Origin of the sequence: Pseudomonas delhiensis (genome assembly GCF_900187975.1) — a bacterium.
GTDB lineage: Bacteria > Pseudomonadota > Gammaproteobacteria > Pseudomonadales > Pseudomonadaceae > Pseudomonas > Pseudomonas delhiensis.
This window is the reverse complement of the sequence record NZ_FZPC01000020.1, coordinates 118,383-138,651: the sequence shown is the minus strand read 5'-3', so window position 1 is coordinate 138,651 and position 20,269 is coordinate 118,383. Positions and strand designations below refer to the sequence as shown.

Sequence of the window (20,269 nt, the reverse complement as noted above, 5' to 3'; positions counted from 1 at the left end):
CCGGCGGCGGATAACCGCGAACGGTTATTCGCCCTACGCTCGAGCACGGGCGTAGGAGCGGACTCCGTCGCGATGGACCGAATCCGCACAGGGCGATGGCGGATCAATCCGCTCCTACGAGGAAATCTGCAAGCACAAACGAAAACGCCGTCTCCCCTCCCGGGGAAACGGCGTTCTGCGTTACGACGACAGCGCTCAGTCTTCGAGACGCGCGGTGTGCTCGGCCAGGGCCACCGCGCGGAACATGGCGCGGCGCTTGTTGATGGTTTCTTCCCATTCCAGCGCCGGCACCGAGTCGGCGACGATGCCGCCGCCGGCCTGCACGTGCAGTTCGCCGTTCTTGATCACCGCGGTGCGGATGGCGATGGCGGTGTCCATGTTGCCGTTCCACGCCAGGTAGCCCACGGCGCCGCCGTAGACGCCGCGCTTGACCGGCTCCAGCTCGTCGATGATTTCCATGGCGCGGATCTTCGGCGCGCCGGACAGGGTGCCGGCCGGGAGGATCGCGCGCAGGGCGTCCATGGCGCTCAGCTTGGGCTTGAGCTGGCCGTTGACGTTAGAAACGATGTGCATGACGTTGGAGTAGCGCTCGATGACCATCTGCTCGGTGACCTTCACCGAACCGGTCTGCGACACGCGGCCGACGTCGTTGCGGCCCAGGTCGATGAGCATCAGGTGCTCGGCGATTTCCTTGGCGTCGGACAGCAGGTCCTGCTCCAGGGCGCGGTCGGCTTCCTCGGTGGCGCCGCGCGGGCGGGTGCCGGCGATCGGGCGCACGGTGACCTCGCCATCCTCCACGCGCACCAGCACCTCCGGCGAGCTGCCCACCACGTGGAAGTCGCCGAAGTTGAAGAAGTACATGTAGGGCGTCGGGTTGAAGCAGCGCAGCGCGCGGTACAGGTCGATGGGCGCGGCCTTGAAATCGATGGACATGCGCTGCGACGGCACCACCTGCATGCAGTCGCCGGCCAGGATGTATTCCTTGACGGTGTCCACCGCGCGCTCGTAGTCCTCGCGGGTGAAGCTGGCGCGGAACTGCGGTTCGGGCGCGTTGACCGCGGCGAAGTCCAGGCCCTTGCGCGGGGTGATCGGCTGGCGCAGGCGCTGCAGCAGTTGCTCCAGGCGCGCCAGGCCCTTGTCGTAGGCGTCCGCCTCGGCCGGGTCGGCGAGGACGATGGCGTGCAGCTTGCCGGCCAGGTTGTCGAAGACGACCACGGCGTCGGAAACCATCAGCAGGATGTCCGGGTTGCCCAGCGGGTCCGGGTTCGGGCACTGCGCCAGGCGCGGCTCGACGTAGCGCACGCAGTCGTAGCCGAAGTAGCCGACCAGCCCGCCATTGAAGCGCGGCAGGCCCGGCAGGGTCGGCACGCGGTAGCGCGCCTTGAACTGCTCGACGAAGGCCAGCGGGTCCTCGCAGTCGAAGCGTTCGCTTTCCACGCCGTCGACGCTGACGCTCACGCTGTGGCCGTATACCCGCAGCACGGTGCGGCACGGCAGGCCGATGATGGAATAGCGGCCCCACTTCTCGCCGCCCTGCACCGATTCCAGCAGGTAGCTGTTGGCGCCGTCGGCGAGCTTCAGGTAGATCGACAACGGGGTGTCGAAGTCGGCGAGGGTTTCGCAGGTCAGGGGAATGCGGTTGTAGCCTTCGGCGGCCAGCCGCTGGAATGCGTCGCGGTTCATGAGCGGTCTCGAGCAGTGATTCGGATCGGGCGGTGCAAACGGGCGCCGGGAAGTCCGGCCGGAGGAATGTCAGGCGCGCCAGCGCCAGCGGGCCAGGGCCTTGATGACTTTCATCCAGAGTTTGCGGGGAGCCGTATCCAGCACGTTGGGGTCTCGATGGGCGGGGTTGGAACCGTCGTCCGGCAACACTATCGCTTTGCCCGGGTCGAAGCAAGGCAGCAGTTGGCGCAGGTCGTCCAGCACCAGGCTCGGCTGTTCCTCGGCGATCGGCCGGCCGTGATTGTAGCCGTAGGTCAGACCGACGCTGCGCACGCCGGCGGCCTTGGCGGCCAGCACGTCGTTGCGCGAGTCGCCGACGAACAGCGCTTCGCCCGGGGCGACGCCGGCGGCCTTCATCACGAACAGCAGCGCGGCCGGGTCGGGCTTCTGCTGCGGCAGGGTGTCGCCGCCGACGATCCAGCGGAAGAACTTGCCCAGGCCCATCTCGTCCAGCAGCGGGGCGACGAAGCGCTCGGGCTTGTTGGTGATCAGCGCCAGCTCCACGCCCTGTTTCTTCAGCCACTTCAGGGTGTCCACCACGCCCGGGTAGACCTCGGTGAGCGCATGGCTGCCGGCGTAGGCGTCCATGAACAGCGCCAGGGCGCGCTCGGTGTCTTCCTCGCCGACGCCGTCATGCTCGATGCCGCCGGCCAGGGCGCGGCGCACCAGCACCCGGGCGCCATTGCCCACCCAGTGGCGCACCTGCTCCAGCCCGGCGGGCGCGCGGCCCATGGCGACCAGGGCCTTGTCCACCGCGGCGGCGAGGTCCGGCACCGAGTCCACCAGGGTGCCGTCCAGGTCGAACATCACCAGGCGCGGCAGGCGCCCGGCGAACAGCGCTTGGGCGGCGCTCATCACTTGCCGGCCTGCGCCAGCTCGGCATGCATGGCGCGGATGACCTCGGCGTAGTCGGGGGCGTTGAAGATGGCCGAGCCGGCGACGAAGGTATCGGCGCCCGCCGCGGCGATCTCGCGGATGTTCTTCACGTTCACCCCGCCGTCGATCTCCAGGCGGATGTCGCGGCCGGAGGCGTCGATCAGCGCGCGGGCCTCGCGCAGCTTGTCGAGGGTGCCGGGGATGAACTTCTGCCCGCCGAAGCCGGGGTTCACGCTCATCAGGAGGACCATGTCGATCTTGTCCATCACGTACTTGAGCGCGTCCAGCGGGGTGGCCGGGTTGAACACCAGGCCGGCCTTGCAGCCGCCGTCCTTGATCAGTTGCAGGGAGCGGTCGATGTGCTGGCTGGCTTCGGGGTGGAAGGTGATGTAGGTGGCGCCGGCCTCGATGAAGTCGCCGATGATGCGGTCCACCGGGGACACCATCAGGTGCACGTCGATGGGCGCGGTGACGCCGTACTTGCGCAGCGCCGAGCAGACCATCGGGCCGATGGTCAGGTTCGGCACGTAGTGGTTGTCCATCACATCGAAGTGGACGATGTCGGCGCCGGCGGCGAGCACCTTGTCGACGTCCTCGCCCAGGCGGGCGAAGTCGGCGGAGAGGATCGACGGGGCGATGGCGTAGGGTTGCATGGCGCACCTCTGTGGGCGGAATCACGGATGGCGCGCATTGTAGCCGCTCGGAGCGAGCGAGGGGGATCGAGGCGATGGTTGTAGGCGCGAGCCTGCTAGCGAACATTGGTTCGCGAGCAAGCTCGCTCCTACGAAGAGCAGAGGATCAGGTGGTGGGGGCGGTGCGCAGTTTCTCGCTGCGGCCGCGCAGCCATTCCAGGGTCAGCAGCAGCAGGACCGAGAAACCGATCAGCAGGGTCGCCGCGGCGGCGATGGTCGGACTGAGGTTCTCGCGGATGCCGCTGAACATCTGCCGTGGCAGGGTGGCCTGCTCGGGGCCGGCGAGGAACAGCGTCACCACCACTTCGTCGAACGAGGTGGCGAAGGCGAACAGCGCGCCGGAGATCACCCCCGGGGCGATCAGCGGCAGGGTCACCTTGAAGAACGTCAGCAGCGGTGGCGCGCCCAGGCTGGCAGCGGCGCGCACCAGGTTCTGGTTGAAGCCCTGCAGGGTCGCCGACACCGTGATGATGACGAAGGGCACGCCCAGCACCGCGTGCACGATGATCAGCGAGATGTAGCTGTTGCCCAGGCCCAACGGGGCGAAGAACAGGTAGGCGGCCACGCCGATGATCACCACCGGGACCACCATCGGCGAGATCACCAGGCTCATCACCAGGGCCTTGCCGCGGAACTCGCCGCGGGTCAGGCCGATCGACGCCAGGGTGCCGAAGACCATCGCCAGCAGGGTGGCCGCCGGGGCCACGATCATGCTGTTGGTCAGCGAGCGCATCCATTCGGCGCTGTGGAAGAAGTCGGCGTACCAGCGCAGCGAGAAGCCCTGCAGCGGGTAGACCAGGAAGGTGCCGGAGTTGAACGACAGCGGCACTATCACCAGCACCGGCAGCACCAGGAACAGCAGCACCAGGCCGCAGAGGATGCGCAGGGTGTAGAACCACACGCGCTCGACCGGGGACATGTAGGGACTCAGCATCTTCTTTTTCTCCTCAGCCCAGGCGCAGGCGGCTCGCGCCCACCAGCCAGCCGTAGATCACGTACAGCACCAGGGTGGCGAACAGCAGCAGGCCGCCCAGGGCCGTGGCCATGCCCCAGTTGATGGTGGTGTTGGTGTAGAAGGCGACGAAGTAGCTGACCATCTGGTCGTTCGGGCTGCCCAGCAGGGCCGGGGTGATGTAGTAGCCGATCGACAGGATGAACACCAGCAGGCACCCGGCGCCGACACCGGCCACGGTCTGCGGGAAGTAGACCTTCCAGAAGGCGGCGAACGGGTGGCTGCCCAGGGAGATGGCCGCCCGCATGTAGCTGGGCGAGATGCTCTTCATCACGCTGAAGATCGGCAGGATCATGAACGGCAGCATGATGTGCACCATGGCGATGTACACGCCGGTGCGGTTGAACACCAGTTGCAGCGGCTGGTCGATCAGGCCCAGCTTGAGCAGCGCGCCGTTGATCAGCCCGCCGGACTGCAGCAGCACGATCCAGGCCGCCACCCGCACCAGGATGGAGGTCCAGAACGGCAGCAGCACCAGGATCATCAGCAGGTTGCTCTTGCGCGTCGGCAGGTTGGCCAGCAGGTAGGCCAGCGGGTAGGCCAGCAGCAGGCAGATGATGGTGATCACCGCGCCCATCCAGAAGGTGCGGGCGAAGATGTCCAGGTAGATGGACTGGTCCGGGGTGGCCGGGGCCAGTTCGCCGAGGTCGTCGATGCGGTGGTCGAGGGCCGCGAGCAGGTAATAGGGGGTGATGCTGCTGGCGTTGCGGCGGATCACCTGCCAGTAGGCCGGATCGCCCCAGCGCTCGTCGAGGCTTTCCATGGCGTCCTTGTAGGAAGCCGGTTGCTCCTTGAACGGCAGGGCGCGGGCGGTCTTGGCCATCAGGCTGCGGTAGCCGGCCAGTTCCATGTTCAGGCGCTTGGAGAGGTCACCGATGGTCTGGTTCTTGCGCGCGGCATAGAGGTCTTCGCTCAGGGCCTGGTAGACCGCGTCCGGCGGCAGCGACTTGCCGTCCCAGGCGGTGATGGCGTTGACCGTCTTGGGCAGCGAGCCGACCACTTCGGGGTTGTACACGCTCTTGTAGAGCAGCGCGGCGATCGGCACCAGGAAGGTCAGCAGGAGGAACAGCAGCAGCGGCAGGACCAGCGCCTGGGACTTCAGGCGGTTCATCCGCTCCGCACGCGCCAGGCGCTGCTTCAGGGTGGGGCCGGCGACCTCGTTCAAGGACACAGCGGTGGCCATAGCGAACTCCGGTAAAACGGGCCGCCCGCGAGGGCGGCCAAGGTGTGGTGTATCGGGTGTGTCACGGCGAGCGCCGCCGCGCCGGGCGCTTTCCCCGGCGGGAACGGCCCGCAGGACCTGCGGGCCGTGGCGTCGCTGCCGCGGTTGCCGCCCGTGCGGGCGGCGGGGCCTGCCTTACTTGGCGGCCCAGGCGTTGAAGCGCTGTTCCAGCTGCTCGCCGTAGTCGGCCCAGAAGGTCACGTCCATGCCCACCTGGTTGGCGATGTTTTCCGGGGTGGTCGGCATGTTGGCCTGCACGCCCTTGTCCAGCAGGCTCACGGTGTTCTTGTTCACCGGGCCGTAGGCGATGTTCTCGGCGTAGATCTTCTGCTGCTCGGGCTTGACCGAGAAGGCGATGAACTTCAGGGCCTCTTCCTTCTTCTTGTTGCCTTTCGGGATGGCCCAGGCGTCGAAGTCGTAGATGCCGCCGTTCCACACGACCTTCAGGTTGCTTTCCTTCTGCACCGAGGCGATGCGGCCGTTGTAGGCCGAGCTCATCACCACGTCACCGGAGGCGAGGTACTGCGGCGGCTGGGCGCCGGCTTCCCACCACTGGATGCTCGGCTTGATCTCGTCGAGCTTCTTGAAGGCGCGGTCCTGGCCTTCCTTGGTGGCCAGCACCTTGTACACGTCCTTGGGCGCGACGCCGTCGGCCATCAGGGCGAACTCCAGGGTGTACTTGGCGCCCTTGCGCAGGCCACGCTTGCCCGGGTACTTCTTCAGGTCCCAGAAGTCGGCCCAGCCGGTGGGGGCGGTCTTGAGCTTGTCGGCGTTGTAGGCCAGCACGGTGGACCACACGAAGAAGCCCACGCCGCAGTTGCTCACGGCACCCGGAACGTAGTCCTCGGCCTTGCCGAGGATGGCCGGGTCGATTTCCTCGAACATGCCTTCGTCACAGCCGCGGGCCAGTTCCGGCGACTCCACCTCGACCAGGTCCCAGGTCACGCTGTTGGTGTCGACCATGGCCTTCACCTTGGCCATCTCGCCGTTGTACTCGCCGGCGACGATCTTGTTGCCGGTGGCTTTCTCGAAGGGCTGGTAGAAGGCCTTGGCCTGGGCATCCTTGTTGGCGCCGCCGAAGGAGATCACGGTCAGGTCGGTGGCCGCCATGGACTGCGCGGCGCAGGCCAGGCCGAGGGTCAGCGCGGCGAGCTTGAGACCGGTCTTCGACGGGTGGAACGGGGACTTCGACATTATTCTTCTCTCCACAGTGTGCTGGTTTGTTTTTCTTCGAATCAGGCCGCCGAGAGCGGGTCGAGGGCACGCACGTGCTCCACGGCCCAGCCCAGCGGTACCACATCACCCACGCCCAGCGCGGGGTCGAGCTCGGCGATCGGCTGCTTGACGAAGAAATCGGTGCGGCCGCAAACCTCCAGGCGGATGCGCACGTGGTCGCCAAGGTAGATGAACTCGGCCACACGGCCGGAGAAGCGGTTCACGCAGCTCTCGCTGTGCCCGTTCAGGCGCACCCGCTCGGGGCGGATCGACAGGCTGACGGCGTCGCCGGGCTGGCCGACGTTGACCGCCAGCGCCTCGACCTTCTCGCCGCGCGCCAGTGTCACCACGCAGCGCTCACCGTCGTGGCTGTGCAACTGCCCGGCGATACGGTTGTTCTCGCCGATGAAGTTGGCCACGAAGGAGTTGCGCGGGTGTTCGTAGAGTTCATGGGGCGGTGCGATCTGCTGGATCTCGCCCTGGTGGAAGACCGCCACGCGGTCGGACATGGTCAGCGCCTCGCCCTGGTCGTGGGTCACGTAGACCACGGTCACGCCCAGGCGCTGATGGATGTGCTTGATCTCCATCTGCATGTGCTCGCGCAGTTGCTTGTCGAGCGCACCCAGGGGTTCGTCCATCAGCACCAGCTGCGGCTCGAAGACCAGCGCCCGGGCCAGGGCCACGCGCTGCTGCTGGCCGCCGGAGAGTTGCGCCGGGTAGCGCCCGCCGAAGGCGTCGAGCTGGACCATGGACAGCGCGCGCTTGACGCGCTCGGCCACGTCGGTCTTGCTCATGCCGCGCACCGACAGCGGGAAGGCCAGGTTCTCGGCCACGGTCATGTGCGGGAACAGGGCATAGTTCTGGAACACCATGCCGATGTCGCGCTTGTGCGGGGGGACGTTGTTGATGGAGCGGCCGGCCAGCTGGATCTCGCCGGAGGTGGGGGTTTCGAAACCGGCCAGCATCATCAGGCTGGTGGTCTTGCCGGAACCGGACGGGCCCAGCAGGGTGAGGAATTCGCCCTTGCGAATATCCAGGTTGAGGTCCTTGACGATGAGTGTCTCGCCGTCGTAGCTCTTCTGGACGCCACGGAAGCTGACCAGCACATCGTTCGCCTGAGTCTCGGCCATAACCGCACCTTTTGTATTTGTAAGAAATTGCCGTGAAGCAAGACTAGAGAAGCCTGGGGTGCGCGCAAATCGGGCGGGAAGAGAAGTTGTTATAAGGGTAGAAGAGGATCGTCTGTAGGGCGATCCCTACACGAAAAGTGTGGCTATCAGCCGCAGGAAGCCGGTGCCGCACTGGCTGCGACACCGGCATATCCAATAGCGACCGCCTGCGCGCTCCGGAGCGGAGCGCAGCGCCTCAGCGCCTGGCCCAGTCCTGGAAGCGTTTCTCCAGGGCGTCGCCATGCTCGGCCCAGAAAGCCACGTTCATGCCCAGCGCGTCGGCCATGTTGGCCGGCGCCGTGGGCAGGTTGGCGGCCACCTGCGGGTCGAGCTGTTCCACCGCCTTGCGGTTGGTCGGGCCGTAGGCGATGTTCTGCGCGTAGACCTTCTGCTGCGCCGGCTGGCTGGCGAAGGCGATGAACTTCTCCGCCAGTTCCTTCTTCCACACCCCGGACGGCAGCGCCCAGAAGTCGAAGTCGTAGATGCCGCCGGCCCAGGCCATGCGCAGGCCCTTCTGCTCGGGCTGGGCCGCGGCGATGCGGCCGTTGTAGGCGGAGCTCATGACCACGGTGCCGTCGGACAGGTCGCGCACCGGGTCCTGGCCGGACTTCCACCAGTGGATGTAGGGCTTGATCTCGTCGAGCTTGCGGAAGGCGCGGTCGACGCCGCCCTGGGTGCCGAGCACCTGGTAGACGTCCTTGGGCGCCACGCCGTCGGCCATCAGGGCGAATTCCAGGCTGTACTTGGCGCCCCAGCGCAGGCCGCGCTTGCCCGGGTACTTCTTCAGGTCCCAGAAGTCGGCCCAGCCCTGCGGCCTGCCCTGCAGCCTGTCCTGGTTGTAGGCCAGCAGGGTGGTCCAGACGAAGATGCCGACGCCACAGGGCTGCACCGCGCCGGGCACGTAGTCGGCGGGGTCGCCGATCAGGCGCTGGTCGAGCTTCTGGAACAGCCCTTCCTGGCAACCGCGGGCCAGTTCCGGCGCCTCCACCTCGACCACGTCCCAGGACACATGGCTGATCTCCACCATCTGCCTGAGCTTGTCCAGGTCGCCATTGTAGGAGCCATGCACCACCGCCGTGCCGGTGGCCGCCTTGAAGGGTTCGTAGAAGGCCTTCTCCTGGGCCGCCTTGTTGGCCCCACCGAAGGAAATCACCGTCACGTAGTCCGCCAGCGCCGGCGTGGCGACAGTCCCCAGCAGGCCGGCCAGCAGCCCGCCCCGTACCGCTCGCAACAACATCCCTTTTCTCCTTGTTCTGATGAGATACCCCACTGAGCGGGCAATGATTCCCTTTCGCCAGCCGGCGAGGTAGCCGGGCGTTGCAAAAACCGGAAGGGACTCACATAAGCGCCGGCGGAATCACCCCGCCGCGCACCGGCTCAGACCAGCTTGTGCTCCACCGCGTACTTGACCAGGTCGGCCACCGAGTGCGCGCCGAGCTTCTGCATCAGCCGCGCCTTGTGGGTGCTGATGGTCTTGCTGCTGACCGCCAGGTGCTGGGCGATCTCGTTCACGCCCTCGCCCTTGACCAGGCGCTCGAACACCGAGAACTCGCGCTCGGACAGCAGCGCGTGGGGCGGCCGCGAGTCGGTCAGGCCGACCTCGAAGACCATGCGGTCGGCCAGCTCGGGGTCGATGTAGCGGCCGCCGCTGGCGACCTTGCGGATGGCGGTGAGCAGCAGCGCCGGGTCGCTGTCCTTGGTGGCGTAGCCGGCGGCGCCGATCTTCAGCGCGCGGGCGGCCATCTGCACCTCGTCGTGCATGGACAGCATGAGGATCGCCGGCGGCTCGCTCAGCGCGCGGATCCGCGGGATGGCCTCGAGGCCGTTCATGCCGGGCATGGAGATGTCCAGCAGGACCACCTCGCAGGGCACCTGGCGCAGGGTTTCGAGCAACTGCTCGCCGTTGGTGGCCTCGCCCACCACCTGCAGGTCCTTGGCCATGCCGATCAGTTGCTTGATGCCCTCGCGGACGATGGTGTGGTCTTCGGCCACCAGTACTCGAATCACGCTGCCCTCCCCGAACAGACAAAACCGCGCCGGCCCTTCACGCCTCCGGCAATTCCCCCGCATCCAGCGGCACGCGCACCCGCAGGCTGCTGCCCTCCCCCGGCTGGCTGTCGATCTCCAGCTCGCCGCCGAGCATCAGCACGCGCTCGCGCATGCCGACCAGGCCGAAGGAGCTGCCGCCCCAGGCCGCCGCGGTATCGAAGCCGCGACCATCGTCGCTGATGCTCAGGCAGAGTTCGTCGCCCTCCACCCGCAGGGCGAGTTCGACAGTATGCGCCTGTGCGTGGCGCATGACATTGGTCAGCGCCTCCTGGAGGATGCGGAACAGCCCGATGGCCTTGGCGTCGCCGAGGCGCGGCGGGTTCTCCGGCACCTCCACCAGGCAGGGGATGCCGGTGCGCGTCTCGAAGCGCCGCGCCTGCCACTCCAGCGCAGAGCCGATGCCGGCGTCGAGGATCGGCGGGCGCAGGGCCGAGGCCACGTCGCGCACCAGCTGGAACAGTTGCGCGATGAGCTTCTTCATGTTGCCCAGGCGTTCGCTCAGGCCCGGGTCCAGCTCGCCGTAGCCCAGCTCGCACATGGAGGTCTCCAGCTTGAGCACGGTCAGCACCTGGCCCAGCTCGTCGTGCACTTCCCGGGCGATGCGCGCCTTCTCTTCCTCGCGCACGCTCTCCAGGTGCGCCGACAGCTCGCGCAACTGCGCCCGTGATTGCGCCAGCTCCAGTTCGATCTGCTTGTTCTCGCTGATGTCCCAGACCACGCCGTCCCAGGCCAGCCGGCCGTCCTCCAGGTGCCGGGCGGTGGCCTTGATGTCCACCCAGCGCGGCTCGCCGGAGCGGGTGAGGATGCGCCCCTGCCAATGCCAGTTCTTGCCGCCGGCCACCGCTTCCAGCTGGCTGGCCAGGTAGCCGTCGCGGTCCTGCGGGTGCACCAGGCCGAGGATGCCCAGGCCGCTTTCGCGCAGGTAGCCGGGGGAATAGCCCAGCGAGGCCTCGCTGCCGCCGCTGATGAAGCTGAGGTGGGCGAAGTCGGAGCCGCCCGGGGCGCTGGGTTCCAGGCGGAACACCAGGCCGGGGACGTTGGCGGCGATGCCCTGCAGGCGCGCTTCGCTCTCTTCCAGGGCGGCGCGGGCGCGGCGGCGCTCGGTGGCATCGTTGAGGAACACCAGCAGGTATTCCGAGCCGCCGAAGCGCAGGAAGCTCAGCGACACCTCCGCCGGCAGCCACTGGCCGTCGGCGCGGCGCAGGTGGCTTTCGAAGCTCAGCGGGCCCTCTTCGCTGTTGCGCGCGCGGCGCCAGAGGTCGAGCCAGGCGTCCATGCCCAGGCTGGGTTCGAAGTCCGCCAGGGGGCGCTCGATCACCTCGCCGGGGGCGTAGCCGAGCATGTCCTCGGCGGCGCGGTTGGCATAGCGCACGTGGCTGTCCCAGTTGACCCAGAGGATGCCCACGGTGCTGCTGTCGATGGCGAACTGGGTCAGGCGCAGGGCTTCCTCGGCCGCCTGGCGCAGCTCCATGTCGCGGCGCGCGGCGAGCAGGCGCTGCTCCAGCGCGTTGCGCTGGCGGCGCAGCCAGAGCGCGGTGGCCAGGGCCAGGACCAGCAGCAGGCCGAGGAGGATGCAGAGGTTCTGCCAGAAGCCGGGGGACTGCCCCAGGCGCGGGTACTGCGGCTGCAGCCAGCGCTCGTGCAACTGATCCAGCTGCTTGGCCGGCAGGGCGCGCAGGCTGGCGTCGAGGATACCGGCCAGTTCCGGCAGGTCGCGGCGGGTGGCCAGGCGCAGCAGCTGTGGATAACCGATGTCGGCCACCACGCGGAAACCGGAGAACTCGACCTCGCGGCTGAGGCGGGCCAGGTGCGCCTCGTCGACCACCGCATAGCCGGCGTCCTGGCCGAGCACCCGGCGCAGGGCTTCGCGGTCGCTGTCGGTGAGTTGCAGGGCGAGGCTAGGGTAGGTCCCGCGCAGGTAGTCGGACACCGGCCCCGGGCCGCGCAACGCCACGGGTTCGAGTTCGCCCAGGCGCTCCAGCTCGATGGAGCCGGGGCCGTCGCGGAAGCCGATGAGCAGGCGCGGCACCCGCAGGTAGGGGTCGGAGAACAGCCAGTCGCGCAGGCTGCCGGGGGTCTGGCCGAGCCCCGGCGCCAGGTCGACCTCGCCGGCGCGCGCGGCACGCTCCAGCTCGTCCTGGTCGGCATAGACGCGCCACTGCAGGCTCACCTGCAGCGCGTTGGCGATCCAGTCGAGCAGCTCGACGTGGGCGCCGGAGAGCTGCTGCAGGCGCCGGTCCTGCTGGGCGTAGGGCGCATCCAGGACCACGCCGACGCGCAGCTGCGGGTGCGCCTGCAGCCAGGCGCGCTGGGCGGCGTCCAGGGGCACGCCGGCCGGCACCTCCTGCGCCGCGCCCCACAATGGAATGCACAACAGGAACGCCGCCACGGCGCTCCACCACAGTCGTCCCATGCCCGCTCCCCGAGAAAAAAGCGCGCCTACATTACCCCATGGCGGGGGGAACCCGGTAAGGCCGGCGCCTGACAAACCAGGAACAAGGCATTAGTCTGGCCGCTTTGCCAGGCCTGCCCGAGCCACGCAAGGAACCCGCCCCATGCCCCGTCCCGCACAGCCTACCCGCCTCGCCCTCTGCCTGGCCCTGAGCCTGGCGCCCCTGGCGCCGGGCTGGGCCGAAGACGCACCGGCCAGCCCGCCCGGCCCGGCCGTGGCGCCGGCGACGCCCGAGCGCCCGGCCCTGGAGGAACGCAGCCAGGACGAGGCCAGCGCCCTGCAGCAGCGCCTGCCGCAGAAGCAGCAACAGACCTTGCAGGCCGGCGAGGAAAGCTTCCTCGCCCTGTGGCTGCCGGCCAACGCGCCCCAGGCCGAGGGCGTGGTGATCATCGTCCCCGGCGATGGCGAGAACCCCGACTGGCCGGTGGCCGTGGGCCCGCTGCGGCGCAAGCTGCCCGATGCCGGCTGGCAGAGCCTCGCCCTCAGCCTGCCCGACCCGCAGGACAGCCAGCCGGTGCCGCGCAAGGAAAGCCCGGACAAGGCCGCCGCCGACAGCGATGCCGGCGCCAGCAGCAAGGACGTCCAGGGCGAAGCCGGCGCCGCCACGCCCACCCCGGAAAGCACCGCCGAGGCCGGCAGCGGCGAGCCGGCCCAGGCCAGCAGCGAGGCGCCACCGGCGCCGGATGCGGCCATCGAGCGGCGCAAGGCCTATGCCGAGCGGATCATGGCACGCATCCAGGCCGGCCTCGACTTCGCCCTGCAGGGCAAGCCCAGGAGCATCGTCCTTCTCGGCCACGGCACCGGCGCCTACTGGGCGGCGCGCTACCTGGCCGAGCGCGAGCCCGGCGAGGTGCACAACCTGCTGATCGTCGACGCCGAGGTGCCGCGGGACTTCCGCCCGCCGCTGGAGGACATGGTGCCGCGCCTGCAACTGGCCACCGGCGACTTCTATTACAAGGACAGGCGCGTGGACCGTGACGCCGCCAAGGCCCGCCTGCAGGCAAGCCGGCGCGAGACCGGCAAGACCTACGTGCAGGTCGGCATGAACGCCCTGCCGGCCGACCGCGCCACCGAGCAGGACCAGCTCTACCGGCGCATCCGCGGCTGGCTGTCGCTGCGCATCAAGCAGGCGCCGGCCGAGTAAACCGGCCCCCGAGCCCTAGCGGAAACCGCGGCGCTCGCGGACCAGGGCATAGGCCTGCTGGATCTCGCGGGTCTTCTCAGTGGCGGCGGCGATGCGCGCCTCGCCGGCGCCGGCCAGCTTGTCCGGGTGGTGCTGGCTGATCAGGCGGCGGTAGGCGCGCTTGATCTCCTCCACCGGGCTGTCGTCCTCCACCCCCAGCAGGCGCAGGGCCTGGCGATAGCTTTGCGTCCGGCTCGGCGGCGCGCGCAGGGCCTCGGCGCCGGCGGCCAGGGACAGCACGGTGGCGCGCGGCAGGCCGAAGCCCTCGCCCCAGCGCAGGATCAGTGCCTTCTCCGCCGCGCTCGGCGCGCCGGCCGCCCAGGCCATGCGCCAGCAGGCCTGCAGCAGGCCGTCGACGCTCGGCCGCTGGCCGCGGTACTGGCCGATGCCCTCCTCCAGGCGCGGCCCGCCCTGCTTGCCGCGCCCGAAGGCGTCGATGGCGCGCAGCCGCCCGGGCTCGTCCAGGCCCATGCGCAGCATCTCTGCGCGGGCCTGCTGGATGTGCGCGTCCAGCACGCGGCCACGGCTCTTGGCCAGGCGGCCGAGCAGGAGGAACAGCAGCTCCTCCTCCGACACCCGCGCGCCGCCGCGCAGTTCGTCGAGGAGCTCGCGCCAGCCGCGCCGGCGCAGGCGACGGTCGAGCACCTGCCCGAGCAGGCCGCCGAGCATGGCCCCGGGGATGCTCGCCAGCGCCCAGCCGGCGACTATGCCTATCAGGGTGCCCGGCCAGAACATTCAGCCGGCCGCCAGCAGACGTTCGACTTCGGCCAGGCGCTCGTGGGTGCCGACGTCCACCCAGCGCCCGCGGTGCAGCTCGCCGCTGACGCGCCCGGCCGCCATGGCCTCGCGCAGCAGCGGCGCCAGCTTGAAGGCGCCGCCCGTGCAGCCGTCGAACAGCGCCGGGTGCAGCACGGCGATGCCGCTGTAGGTGTAGCTGGGTTCGCCCTCGCGGTAGTCGCTGGCGCGCCCGTCCTCCAGGCGGAAGTCACCGCGGGCGTTGTGCCCCGGGTTGTCCACCAGGACCAGGTGCGCCAGGTCGCCCTCGGCCAGCGCGCCCTGCAGGCGCGCATAATCGAAGTCGGTCCAGATGTCGCCGTTGACCAGGGCGAAGGGCGCCTCGCCGAGCAGCGGCAGGGCCCGGAAGATGCCGCCGCCGGTCTCCAGCGGCTCGCCCTCGGCGGAATAGCGGATGCCGACGCCGAAGCCCGAGCCATCGCCGAGGTAGTCCTCGATCTGCTGCCCCAGCCAGGCGTGGTTGATCACCAGGTCGTGGAAACCGGCGCGGCGCAGGGCCAGCAACTGGTGCTCGATCAGCGGCCGGCCGCCGGCCGGCACCAGCGGCTTGGGCGTGTGCAGGGTCAGCGGGCGCAGGCGCTCGCCCTTGCCGGCGGCGAGGAGCATCGCCTTCATGGCGCCACCGGTTGCGGCAGCCCGGCGAGCAGCGCACCCAGGTCGGCCAGCTCGGGCCGGCGGGCGACGACGCTGTCGAAGTAGCGGAAGAAACGCGGCATGTCGCCCAGGTAGCGCGGCTTGCCGTCGCGGTGACAGATGCGCGCGAAGATGCCGATCACCTTCAGGTGGCGCTGCACGCCCATCAGATCGCTGGCGCGGAAGAATTCCTCGAAGGTCGGCGGCAGCGGAATGCCGGCGGCCCGGGCCTTGCGCCAGTAGCGGCTGAGGCCGTCGTGCACGCGCGGCTCGGGCCAGCTGAGGAAGGCGTCCTTGTACAGGCAGGTGACGTCGTAGGTCACCGGCCCGTAGACGGCATCCTGAAAATCCAGGATGCCGGGGTTCGGCTCGCTGAGCATCAGGTTGCGCGGCATGTAGTCACGGTGCACCAGCACCCGCGGCTGCTCCAGCGCGCTGGCCACCAGGCGGTCGCAGGTGCGCTGCCAGCGCGCCAGTTGCTCGCCTTGCAGCTCGATGCCCAGGTGACGGCCCAGGTACCACTCGGGGAACAGGCCCAGCTCGCGGCGCAGCAGCGCCTCGTCGTAGGCCGGCAGGCGGCCTTCGGCCGGCACCCGCTGGAAGGCCACCAGGGCGTCCAGGGCGTCCTCGAAGAGTTCCTCGGCATTCTGCGGGTTGAGCACGTCCAGGTAGGTCTGGCGACCCAGGTCGTCGAGCAGCAGCAGGCCCTGCTCCAGGTCCTGGGCGAGAATCCGCGGCACGTGCACCCCGGCCTCGGCGAGCATGCCGGCCACCTTGACGAAGGGGCGGCAGTCCTCCTGGGGTGGCGGCGCGTCCATGACGATCAGCGTGCGGCCCCCGCCCTGCCAGCGGAAATAGCGGCGGAAGCTGGCGTCGCTGCTGGCCGGGGTGAGCTCGGCGGGCGGCACCGCCCCCCATCCCTCGGCACTGAACACTACGGGTAAACAAGAGTCCAACCAGCGATTCAGAAGCTGGTAACGGGCATCCTCAGACATCTTTTGGGGTTCTCCACGGCCCTAGCCGTTGCGCGGGTCATGCTTTATTATCCAGCATCTTTTTGAGCCCATCGAGTGGCTATGGCCGATCTGGCCGATGGCTCGCAGGAAGCCCGGATTAACAAGATGGCAGTGATTCTCCCCGTGTTCCGTAGAAAGTTTCCCTTACTGGTGACCGGTGGCCTGCTGGCTATGCAGCCGCTCGCTTCCTCGACCGCCACGGCGGCCGAACAGTTCAACTGCACCCCCTCCGGCGGCAGCTGGGACTGCGCCTCGCAGCAGCCGGCCAGCGCCCTGCCGCCGCGTCCGGAGCATACCGAAAGCTCGGTCAGCACCCCCTCCAGCGCCAGCGGCGAAGGTGCTGCCGTCGCCGCCGGCGCGGCTGCCGGCGCCGAAGAGCCCAAGCAGAAGCTGGTCACCGAGAGCGGCGGCAAGGGCCTCAAGTCGCGCAGCGCCGACTACAGCCACCTCGACTGGGTCCCGCGGGAGAAGCTCACCGCCGCCCAGTTGGCGGAGGTCGGCCCGTACTGCAGCGGCGCCTACATCGAACCCACCCGCCCGGGCATGAACGACAAGACCCCGCGTGACGAGGCCCCGACCTACGTCTCGGCGAAGGTCTCGCGCTACGAGCAGGAAAGCCAGGTCGCCACCCTGGCCGGCAACGTGGTCCTGCGCCAGGGCAGCATGCAGGTGGAGGCCGACGAGGCCAACCTGCACCAGGCGGAGAACCGCGGCGAGCTGGCCGGCAACGTGCGCCTGCGCGACAACGGCGCGCTCATCGTCGGCGACCACGCCGACCTGCAGCTGGACAACGGCGAGGCGAAGATCGACAACGCCGAGTACGTCATGCACCAGGCCCAGGTCCGCGGTAGCGCGCTCTACGCCAAGCGCCAGGAAGACGCGATCATCCAGCTCAAGGACGGCACCTACACCCGTTGCGAGCCGGGCAGCAACTCCTGGTACGTCAAGGGCAACAACATCAAGCTGAACCCGGCCACCGGCTTCGGCACCGCGACCAACGCGACCCTGCGGGTGAAGGACATTCCGGTGTTCTACACCCCCTACATCTATTTCCCGATCGACGACCGCCGCCAGTCCGGCTTCCTGCCGCCCAGCCTGGGCAGCAGCAGCGACACCGGCATGTTCGTGGTCACCCCGTACTACTTCAACCTGGCGCCGAACTACGACGCCACGCTATTCCCGCGCTACATGGCCAAGCGCGGCCTGATGATGGAAGGCGAGTTCCGCTACCTGACCCACAGCAGCGAGGGCCAGGTCACCGCCGCCTACCTGAACGACAAGGACGACGACCGCAAGGACCAGCCGCACTTCACCGACCAGCGCTGGATGTATGGCTGGAAGAACACCAGCGGCCTGGATTCGCGCTGGCTGGCGCAGGTCGACTACACCAAGATCAGCGACCCGTACTACTTCCAGGACCTGGACACTTCCCTGGGCCTGGGCTCGCCGACCTACGTGAACCAGCAGGGCGCCCTGACCTACCGTGGCGACAGCTTCACCGCGCGCCTCAACGCCCAGGCCTACCAGTTGGCCACCGTGACCGACGTCACCCCCTACGACCGCCTGCCGCAGCTGACCCTCGACGGCCGCCTGCCGTTCAACCCGGGCGGCCTGGACTTCACCTACGGCAGCGAACTGGTGCGCTTCGACCGCAACCTGGACGAAGACGTCTACTTCAACGAGGACGGCACCATCCTCGGCCAGCGCCCGGACGTCAACATCGCCGGCCTGGCCCGCGCCACCGGCGACCGCGCGCACTTCGAGCCGGGTGTCAGCCTGCCCATGGCCAGCAGCTGGGGCTTCCTGACGCCGACGCTGAAGGCGATGTACACCAAGTACGACCTGGACCTGGACGGCACCGGCAAGTCGCAGCTCAACAGCTCGACCAACTACGGCGAAGTCAGCTACGACAGCAGCCCCGACCGCTCGCTGCCGCTGGCCAAGCTCGACGGCGGCCTGTACTTCGACCGCGACACCAGCTTCGGCGGCACCAAGTTCCGCCAGACCCTGGAGCCGCGCGCCATGTACCTGTACGTGCCGTACCGCAACCAGGACAACCTGCCGACCTTCGACACCGGCGAGTTCACCTTCAGCTACGACTCGCTGTGGCGCGAGAACCGCTTCACCGGCAAGGACCGCATCGGCGACGCCAACCAGCTGTCCCTGGGCGCCACCTCGCGCTTCATCGAGGACAACGGCTTCGAGCGCGCCTCGGTCAGCGCCGGCCAGATCTACTACTTCTCCGACCGCCGCGTGCAGCTGCCGGGCCTGACCGAGAAGTACATCCGCAACTACAACCTGGCGAATCCGAACAACCCGATCGACAACCCCGATGCGGACACCTGGCGCTCGCCCTACGCCCTGCAGGGCGTCTACCGCTTCAACCACGACTGGCGCCTGAGCTCGGACTACAACTGGAACCCGAACACCCACCACACCGACAACGGCAGCGTGATGTTCCACTACCAGCCCGAGGCCGAGCCGCAGAAGGTGTTCAACGCCGGCTACCGCTACCGCGCGGACAGCAAGTCGTTCGACCCGAACCTCGGCCGCTTCAGCTACAACAGCGACGAGTACAAGATCGAGCAGCACGACTTCTCGGTCATCTGGCCGATCGTGCCGCAGTGGAGCGCCATCGCCCGCTGGCAGTACGACTACAACCAGAACCGTACCCTCGAGGCCCTGGGCGGCTTCGAGTACGACAGCTGCTGCTGGAAACTGCGACTGGTCAACCGCTACTGGCTGAAGTACGACGACAACGAGTTCATCACCGCAGATTCGAAGGCCGACCGCGGCATCTTCCTGCAAATCATCCTGAAGGGCCTTGGCGGCGTTGTAGGCAACCAAGTCGAAGGCTTCCTCGACCAAGGCATCCAAGGTTATCGTCAACGTGAAGACAGCTCTATGTAATGCCCTGCGCCCGCTGATGCTGGGCGCCCTGCTGGCCTGCTCCGCAGCCCACGCCGAAGTCACCCCGCTGGACCGCGTCGTGGCCATCGTCGACAACGACGTGGTCATGCAGAGCCAGCTCGACCAGCGCCTGCGCGAAGTCCGCCAGACCATCGAGAAGCGCGGCGCGCCGCTGCCGCCCGAGCACGTGCTGACCCAGCAGGTGCTCGAACGCCTGATCATCGAGGACATCCAGCTGCAGATCGGCGAGCGCTCCGGCATCCGCATCACAGACGAAGAGCTGAACCAGGCCATGGGCACCATCGCCCAGCGCAACAACCTGAGCCTGGACCAGTTCCGCGCCGCCCTCTCCCGCGACGGCCTGTCCTACGACGACGCCCGCGAGCAGGTGCGCCGCGAGATGATCATCAGCCGCGTGCGCCAGCGCCGCGTGGCCGAGCGCATCCAGGTCAGCGACCAGGAAGTGCAGAACTTCCTGGCCTCGGACCTGGGCAAGATCCAGCTCTCCGAAGAGTACCGCCTGGCCAACATCCTCATCCCGGTGCCGGACGGCGCTTCGCCGGAAACCCTCCAGGCCGCCGGCCGGCAGGCCCAGGAGGTCTACCAGCAGCTCAAGCAGGGCGCCGACTTCAACCAGCTGGCGATTTCCCGCTCGGCCGGCGACAACGCCCTGGAAGGCGGCGAGATCGGCTGGCGCAAGGCCGCCCAACTGCCCTCGCCGTTCGACGGCATGGTCGGCAGCCTGGCCGTGGGCGACGTCACCGAGCCGGTGCGCACCCCCGGCGGCTTCATCATCCTCAAGCTGGAAGAGAAGCGCGGCGGCAGCAAGATGGTGCGTGACGAGGTGCATGTCCGCCACATCCTGCTCAAGCCCAGCGAAATCCGCAGCGAAGAGGAAACCCAGAAGCTGGCGCAGAAGCTCTACGAGCGCATCCAGGGCGGCGAGGACTTCGGCAAGCTGGCCAAGCAGTTCTCCGAAGACCCGGGCTCGGCGCTGCACGGCGGCGACCTCAACTGGGTCGACCCGGAGTCCCTGGTTCCGGAATTCCGCGACGTGATGAACAGCATCCCCCAGAACCAGCTGTCCAAGCCGTTCCGCTCGCCGTTCGGCTGGCACATCCTGGAAGTCCTCGGTCGCCGCGCCACCGACAGCAGCGACAAGTTCCGCGAGCAGCAGGCCGCCCAGGTCCTGCGCAACCGCAAGTACGACGAGGAACTGCAGGCCTGGCTGCGGCAGATCCGCGACGAAGCCTACGTCGAGATCAAACTGTAAGCCCCGCAAGCGACACAGGAACCCGGCCCCAAGGCCGGGTTTCTTTTTTG

Annotated in this window: 16 protein-coding genes; 3 read left to right on the top strand and 13 right to left on the bottom strand. The window is 68.5% G+C overall.

The annotated features are described in order from the left end of the window. Positions 1-195: 195 nt before the first annotated feature. The 10 genes from trpE to CHC02_RS18855 all read right to left on the bottom strand — a co-directional run bounded on the left by trpE (position 196) and on the right by CHC02_RS18855 (position 12,370). Positions 196-1,683 carry an anthranilate synthase component I gene (trpE, locus tag CHC02_RS18900; protein WP_089392982.1) on the bottom strand — a complete coding sequence of 496 codons (1,488 nt, stop codon included), beginning with the start codon at positions 1,681-1,683 and terminating at the stop codon, positions 196-198. A 69-nt stretch (positions 1,684-1,752) separates the two neighbouring features. Beyond that, a complete protein-coding gene (locus CHC02_RS18895) occupies positions 1,753-2,577 on the bottom strand; it encodes a phosphoglycolate phosphatase (RefSeq protein ID WP_089392981.1) in 825 nt (274 codons plus the stop codon). Beyond that, on the bottom strand, positions 2,577-3,251 hold the full coding sequence (gene rpe / locus CHC02_RS18890) for a ribulose-phosphate 3-epimerase (RefSeq protein WP_089392980.1): 675 nt from the start codon (positions 3,249-3,251) through the stop codon (positions 2,577-2,579). The genes CHC02_RS18895 and rpe overlap by 1 nt, the downstream gene beginning before the upstream one ends. A 145-nt stretch (positions 3,252-3,396) precedes the next feature. After that, positions 3,397-4,224 (bottom strand): ABC transporter permease, encoded by an 828-nt coding sequence (locus tag CHC02_RS18885; RefSeq protein WP_089392979.1) that lies wholly within the window; start codon positions 4,222-4,224, stop codon positions 3,397-3,399. 13 nt (positions 4,225-4,237) lie between these two features. After that, positions 4,238-5,485, bottom strand: a complete 1,248-nt coding sequence (locus CHC02_RS18880; protein ID WP_089392978.1) for an ABC transporter permease — start codon at positions 5,483-5,485, stop codon at positions 4,238-4,240. Positions 5,486-5,659: 174 nt separating this feature from the next. Next, entirely contained in the window at positions 5,660-6,718 is a 1,059-nt protein-coding gene (locus CHC02_RS18875) for an ABC transporter substrate-binding protein (protein WP_089392977.1), read from the bottom strand. Positions 6,719-6,759: 41 nt separating this feature from the next. Continuing rightward, complete coding sequence (locus CHC02_RS18870) at positions 6,760-7,869, bottom strand: ABC transporter ATP-binding protein (protein ID WP_089392976.1); 1,110 nt, start codon at positions 7,867-7,869, stop codon at positions 6,760-6,762. Between the two features lie 235 nt (positions 7,870-8,104). Then, a complete protein-coding gene (locus CHC02_RS18865) occupies positions 8,105-9,142 on the bottom strand; it encodes an ABC transporter substrate-binding protein (protein ID WP_089393009.1) in 1,038 nt (345 codons plus the stop codon). Between the two features lie 143 nt (positions 9,143-9,285). After that, entirely contained in the window at positions 9,286-9,915 is a 630-nt protein-coding gene (locus CHC02_RS18860) for a response regulator (RefSeq protein ID WP_089392975.1), read from the bottom strand. A 37-nt stretch (positions 9,916-9,952) separates the two neighbouring features. After that, positions 9,953-12,370: a PAS domain-containing sensor histidine kinase gene (locus CHC02_RS18855; protein ID WP_089392974.1), complete on the bottom strand. Its 2,418-nt coding sequence runs from the start codon at positions 12,368-12,370 to the stop codon at positions 9,953-9,955. Positions 12,371-12,512: 142 nt separating this feature from the next. Between CHC02_RS18855 and CHC02_RS18850 the strand changes: the two genes are divergently transcribed. Next, on the top strand, positions 12,513-13,553 hold the full coding sequence (locus CHC02_RS18850) for an alpha/beta hydrolase family protein (RefSeq protein ID WP_089392973.1): 1,041 nt from the start codon (positions 12,513-12,515) through the stop codon (positions 13,551-13,553). 15 nt (positions 13,554-13,568) lie between these two features. On the opposite strand, the gene CHC02_RS18845 is transcribed toward CHC02_RS18850, so the two are convergent. Genes CHC02_RS18845 through CHC02_RS18835 form a run of 3 tightly spaced genes read right to left on the bottom strand, consistent with a single transcriptional unit; the run spans position 13,569 to position 16,015 of the window. Further along, positions 13,569-14,327 carry a DnaJ domain-containing protein gene (locus CHC02_RS18845; protein ID WP_089392972.1) on the bottom strand — a complete coding sequence of 253 codons (759 nt, stop codon included), beginning with the start codon at positions 14,325-14,327 and terminating at the stop codon, positions 13,569-13,571. Beyond that, positions 14,328-15,002 (bottom strand): N-acetylmuramate alpha-1-phosphate uridylyltransferase MurU, encoded by a 675-nt coding sequence (gene murU, locus CHC02_RS18840; protein WP_089392971.1) that lies wholly within the window; start codon positions 15,000-15,002, stop codon positions 14,328-14,330. Then, positions 14,999-16,015 carry an aminoglycoside phosphotransferase family protein gene (locus CHC02_RS18835; RefSeq protein WP_089392970.1) on the bottom strand — a complete coding sequence of 339 codons (1,017 nt, stop codon included), beginning with the start codon at positions 16,013-16,015 and terminating at the stop codon, positions 14,999-15,001. Before CHC02_RS18835 ends, murU begins: the two co-directional genes overlap by 4 nt. Before the next feature lie 126 nt (positions 16,016-16,141). On the opposite strand from CHC02_RS18835, the gene CHC02_RS18830 reads away from it, so the two are divergent. Together CHC02_RS18830 and CHC02_RS18825 are read left to right on the top strand one after the other, a co-directional pair. Next, positions 16,142-18,946, top strand: a complete 2,805-nt coding sequence (locus tag CHC02_RS18830) for an LPS-assembly protein LptD (RefSeq protein WP_089393008.1) — start codon at positions 16,142-16,144, stop codon at positions 18,944-18,946. Continuing rightward, the gene (locus CHC02_RS18825; RefSeq protein ID WP_089392969.1) at positions 18,927-20,219 is read left to right on the top strand and encodes a peptidylprolyl isomerase; all 1,293 of its coding nucleotides are present in this window, start codon (positions 18,927-18,929) and stop codon (positions 20,217-20,219) included. Before CHC02_RS18830 ends, CHC02_RS18825 begins: the two co-directional genes overlap by 20 nt. Positions 20,220-20,269 lie beyond the last annotated feature (50 nt).

What these genes read in the sequence shown, in the direction of transcription:
- CHC02_RS18855 (WP_089392974.1), bottom strand. Translation starts at nt 12,370, where the DNA reads ATGGGACGACTGTGGTGGAGCGCCGTGGCGGCGTTCCTGTTGTGCATT.
- CHC02_RS18895 (WP_089392981.1), bottom strand. Translation starts at nt 2,577, where the DNA reads ATGAGCGCCGCCCAAGCGCTGTTCGCCGGGCGCCTGCCGCGCCTGGTG.
- CHC02_RS18835 (WP_089392970.1), bottom strand. Translation starts at nt 16,015, where the DNA reads ATGTCTGAGGATGCCCGTTACCAGCTTCTGAATCGCTGGTTGGACTCT.
- rpe (WP_089392980.1), bottom strand. Translation starts at nt 3,251, where the DNA reads ATGCAACCCTACGCCATCGCCCCGTCGATCCTCTCCGCCGACTTCGCC.
- CHC02_RS18830 (WP_089393008.1), top strand. Translation starts at nt 16,142, where the DNA reads ATGGCAGTGATTCTCCCCGTGTTCCGTAGAAAGTTTCCCTTACTGGTG.
- CHC02_RS18880 (WP_089392978.1), bottom strand. Translation starts at nt 5,485, where the DNA reads ATGGCCACCGCTGTGTCCTTGAACGAGGTCGCCGGCCCCACCCTGAAG.
- CHC02_RS18885 (WP_089392979.1), bottom strand. Translation starts at nt 4,224, where the DNA reads ATGCTGAGTCCCTACATGTCCCCGGTCGAGCGCGTGTGGTTCTACACC.
- trpE (WP_089392982.1), bottom strand. Translation starts at nt 1,683, where the DNA reads ATGAACCGCGACGCATTCCAGCGGCTGGCCGCCGAAGGCTACAACCGC.
- CHC02_RS18845 (WP_089392972.1), bottom strand. Translation starts at nt 14,327, where the DNA reads ATGTTCTGGCCGGGCACCCTGATAGGCATAGTCGCCGGCTGGGCGCTG.
- CHC02_RS18875 (WP_089392977.1), bottom strand. Translation starts at nt 6,718, where the DNA reads ATGTCGAAGTCCCCGTTCCACCCGTCGAAGACCGGTCTCAAGCTCGCC.
- CHC02_RS18870 (WP_089392976.1), bottom strand. Translation starts at nt 7,869, where the DNA reads ATGGCCGAGACTCAGGCGAACGATGTGCTGGTCAGCTTCCGTGGCGTC.
- murU (WP_089392971.1), bottom strand. Translation starts at nt 15,002, where the DNA reads ATGAAGGCGATGCTCCTCGCCGCCGGCAAGGGCGAGCGCCTGCGCCCG.
- CHC02_RS18850 (WP_089392973.1), top strand. Translation starts at nt 12,513, where the DNA reads ATGCCCCGTCCCGCACAGCCTACCCGCCTCGCCCTCTGCCTGGCCCTG.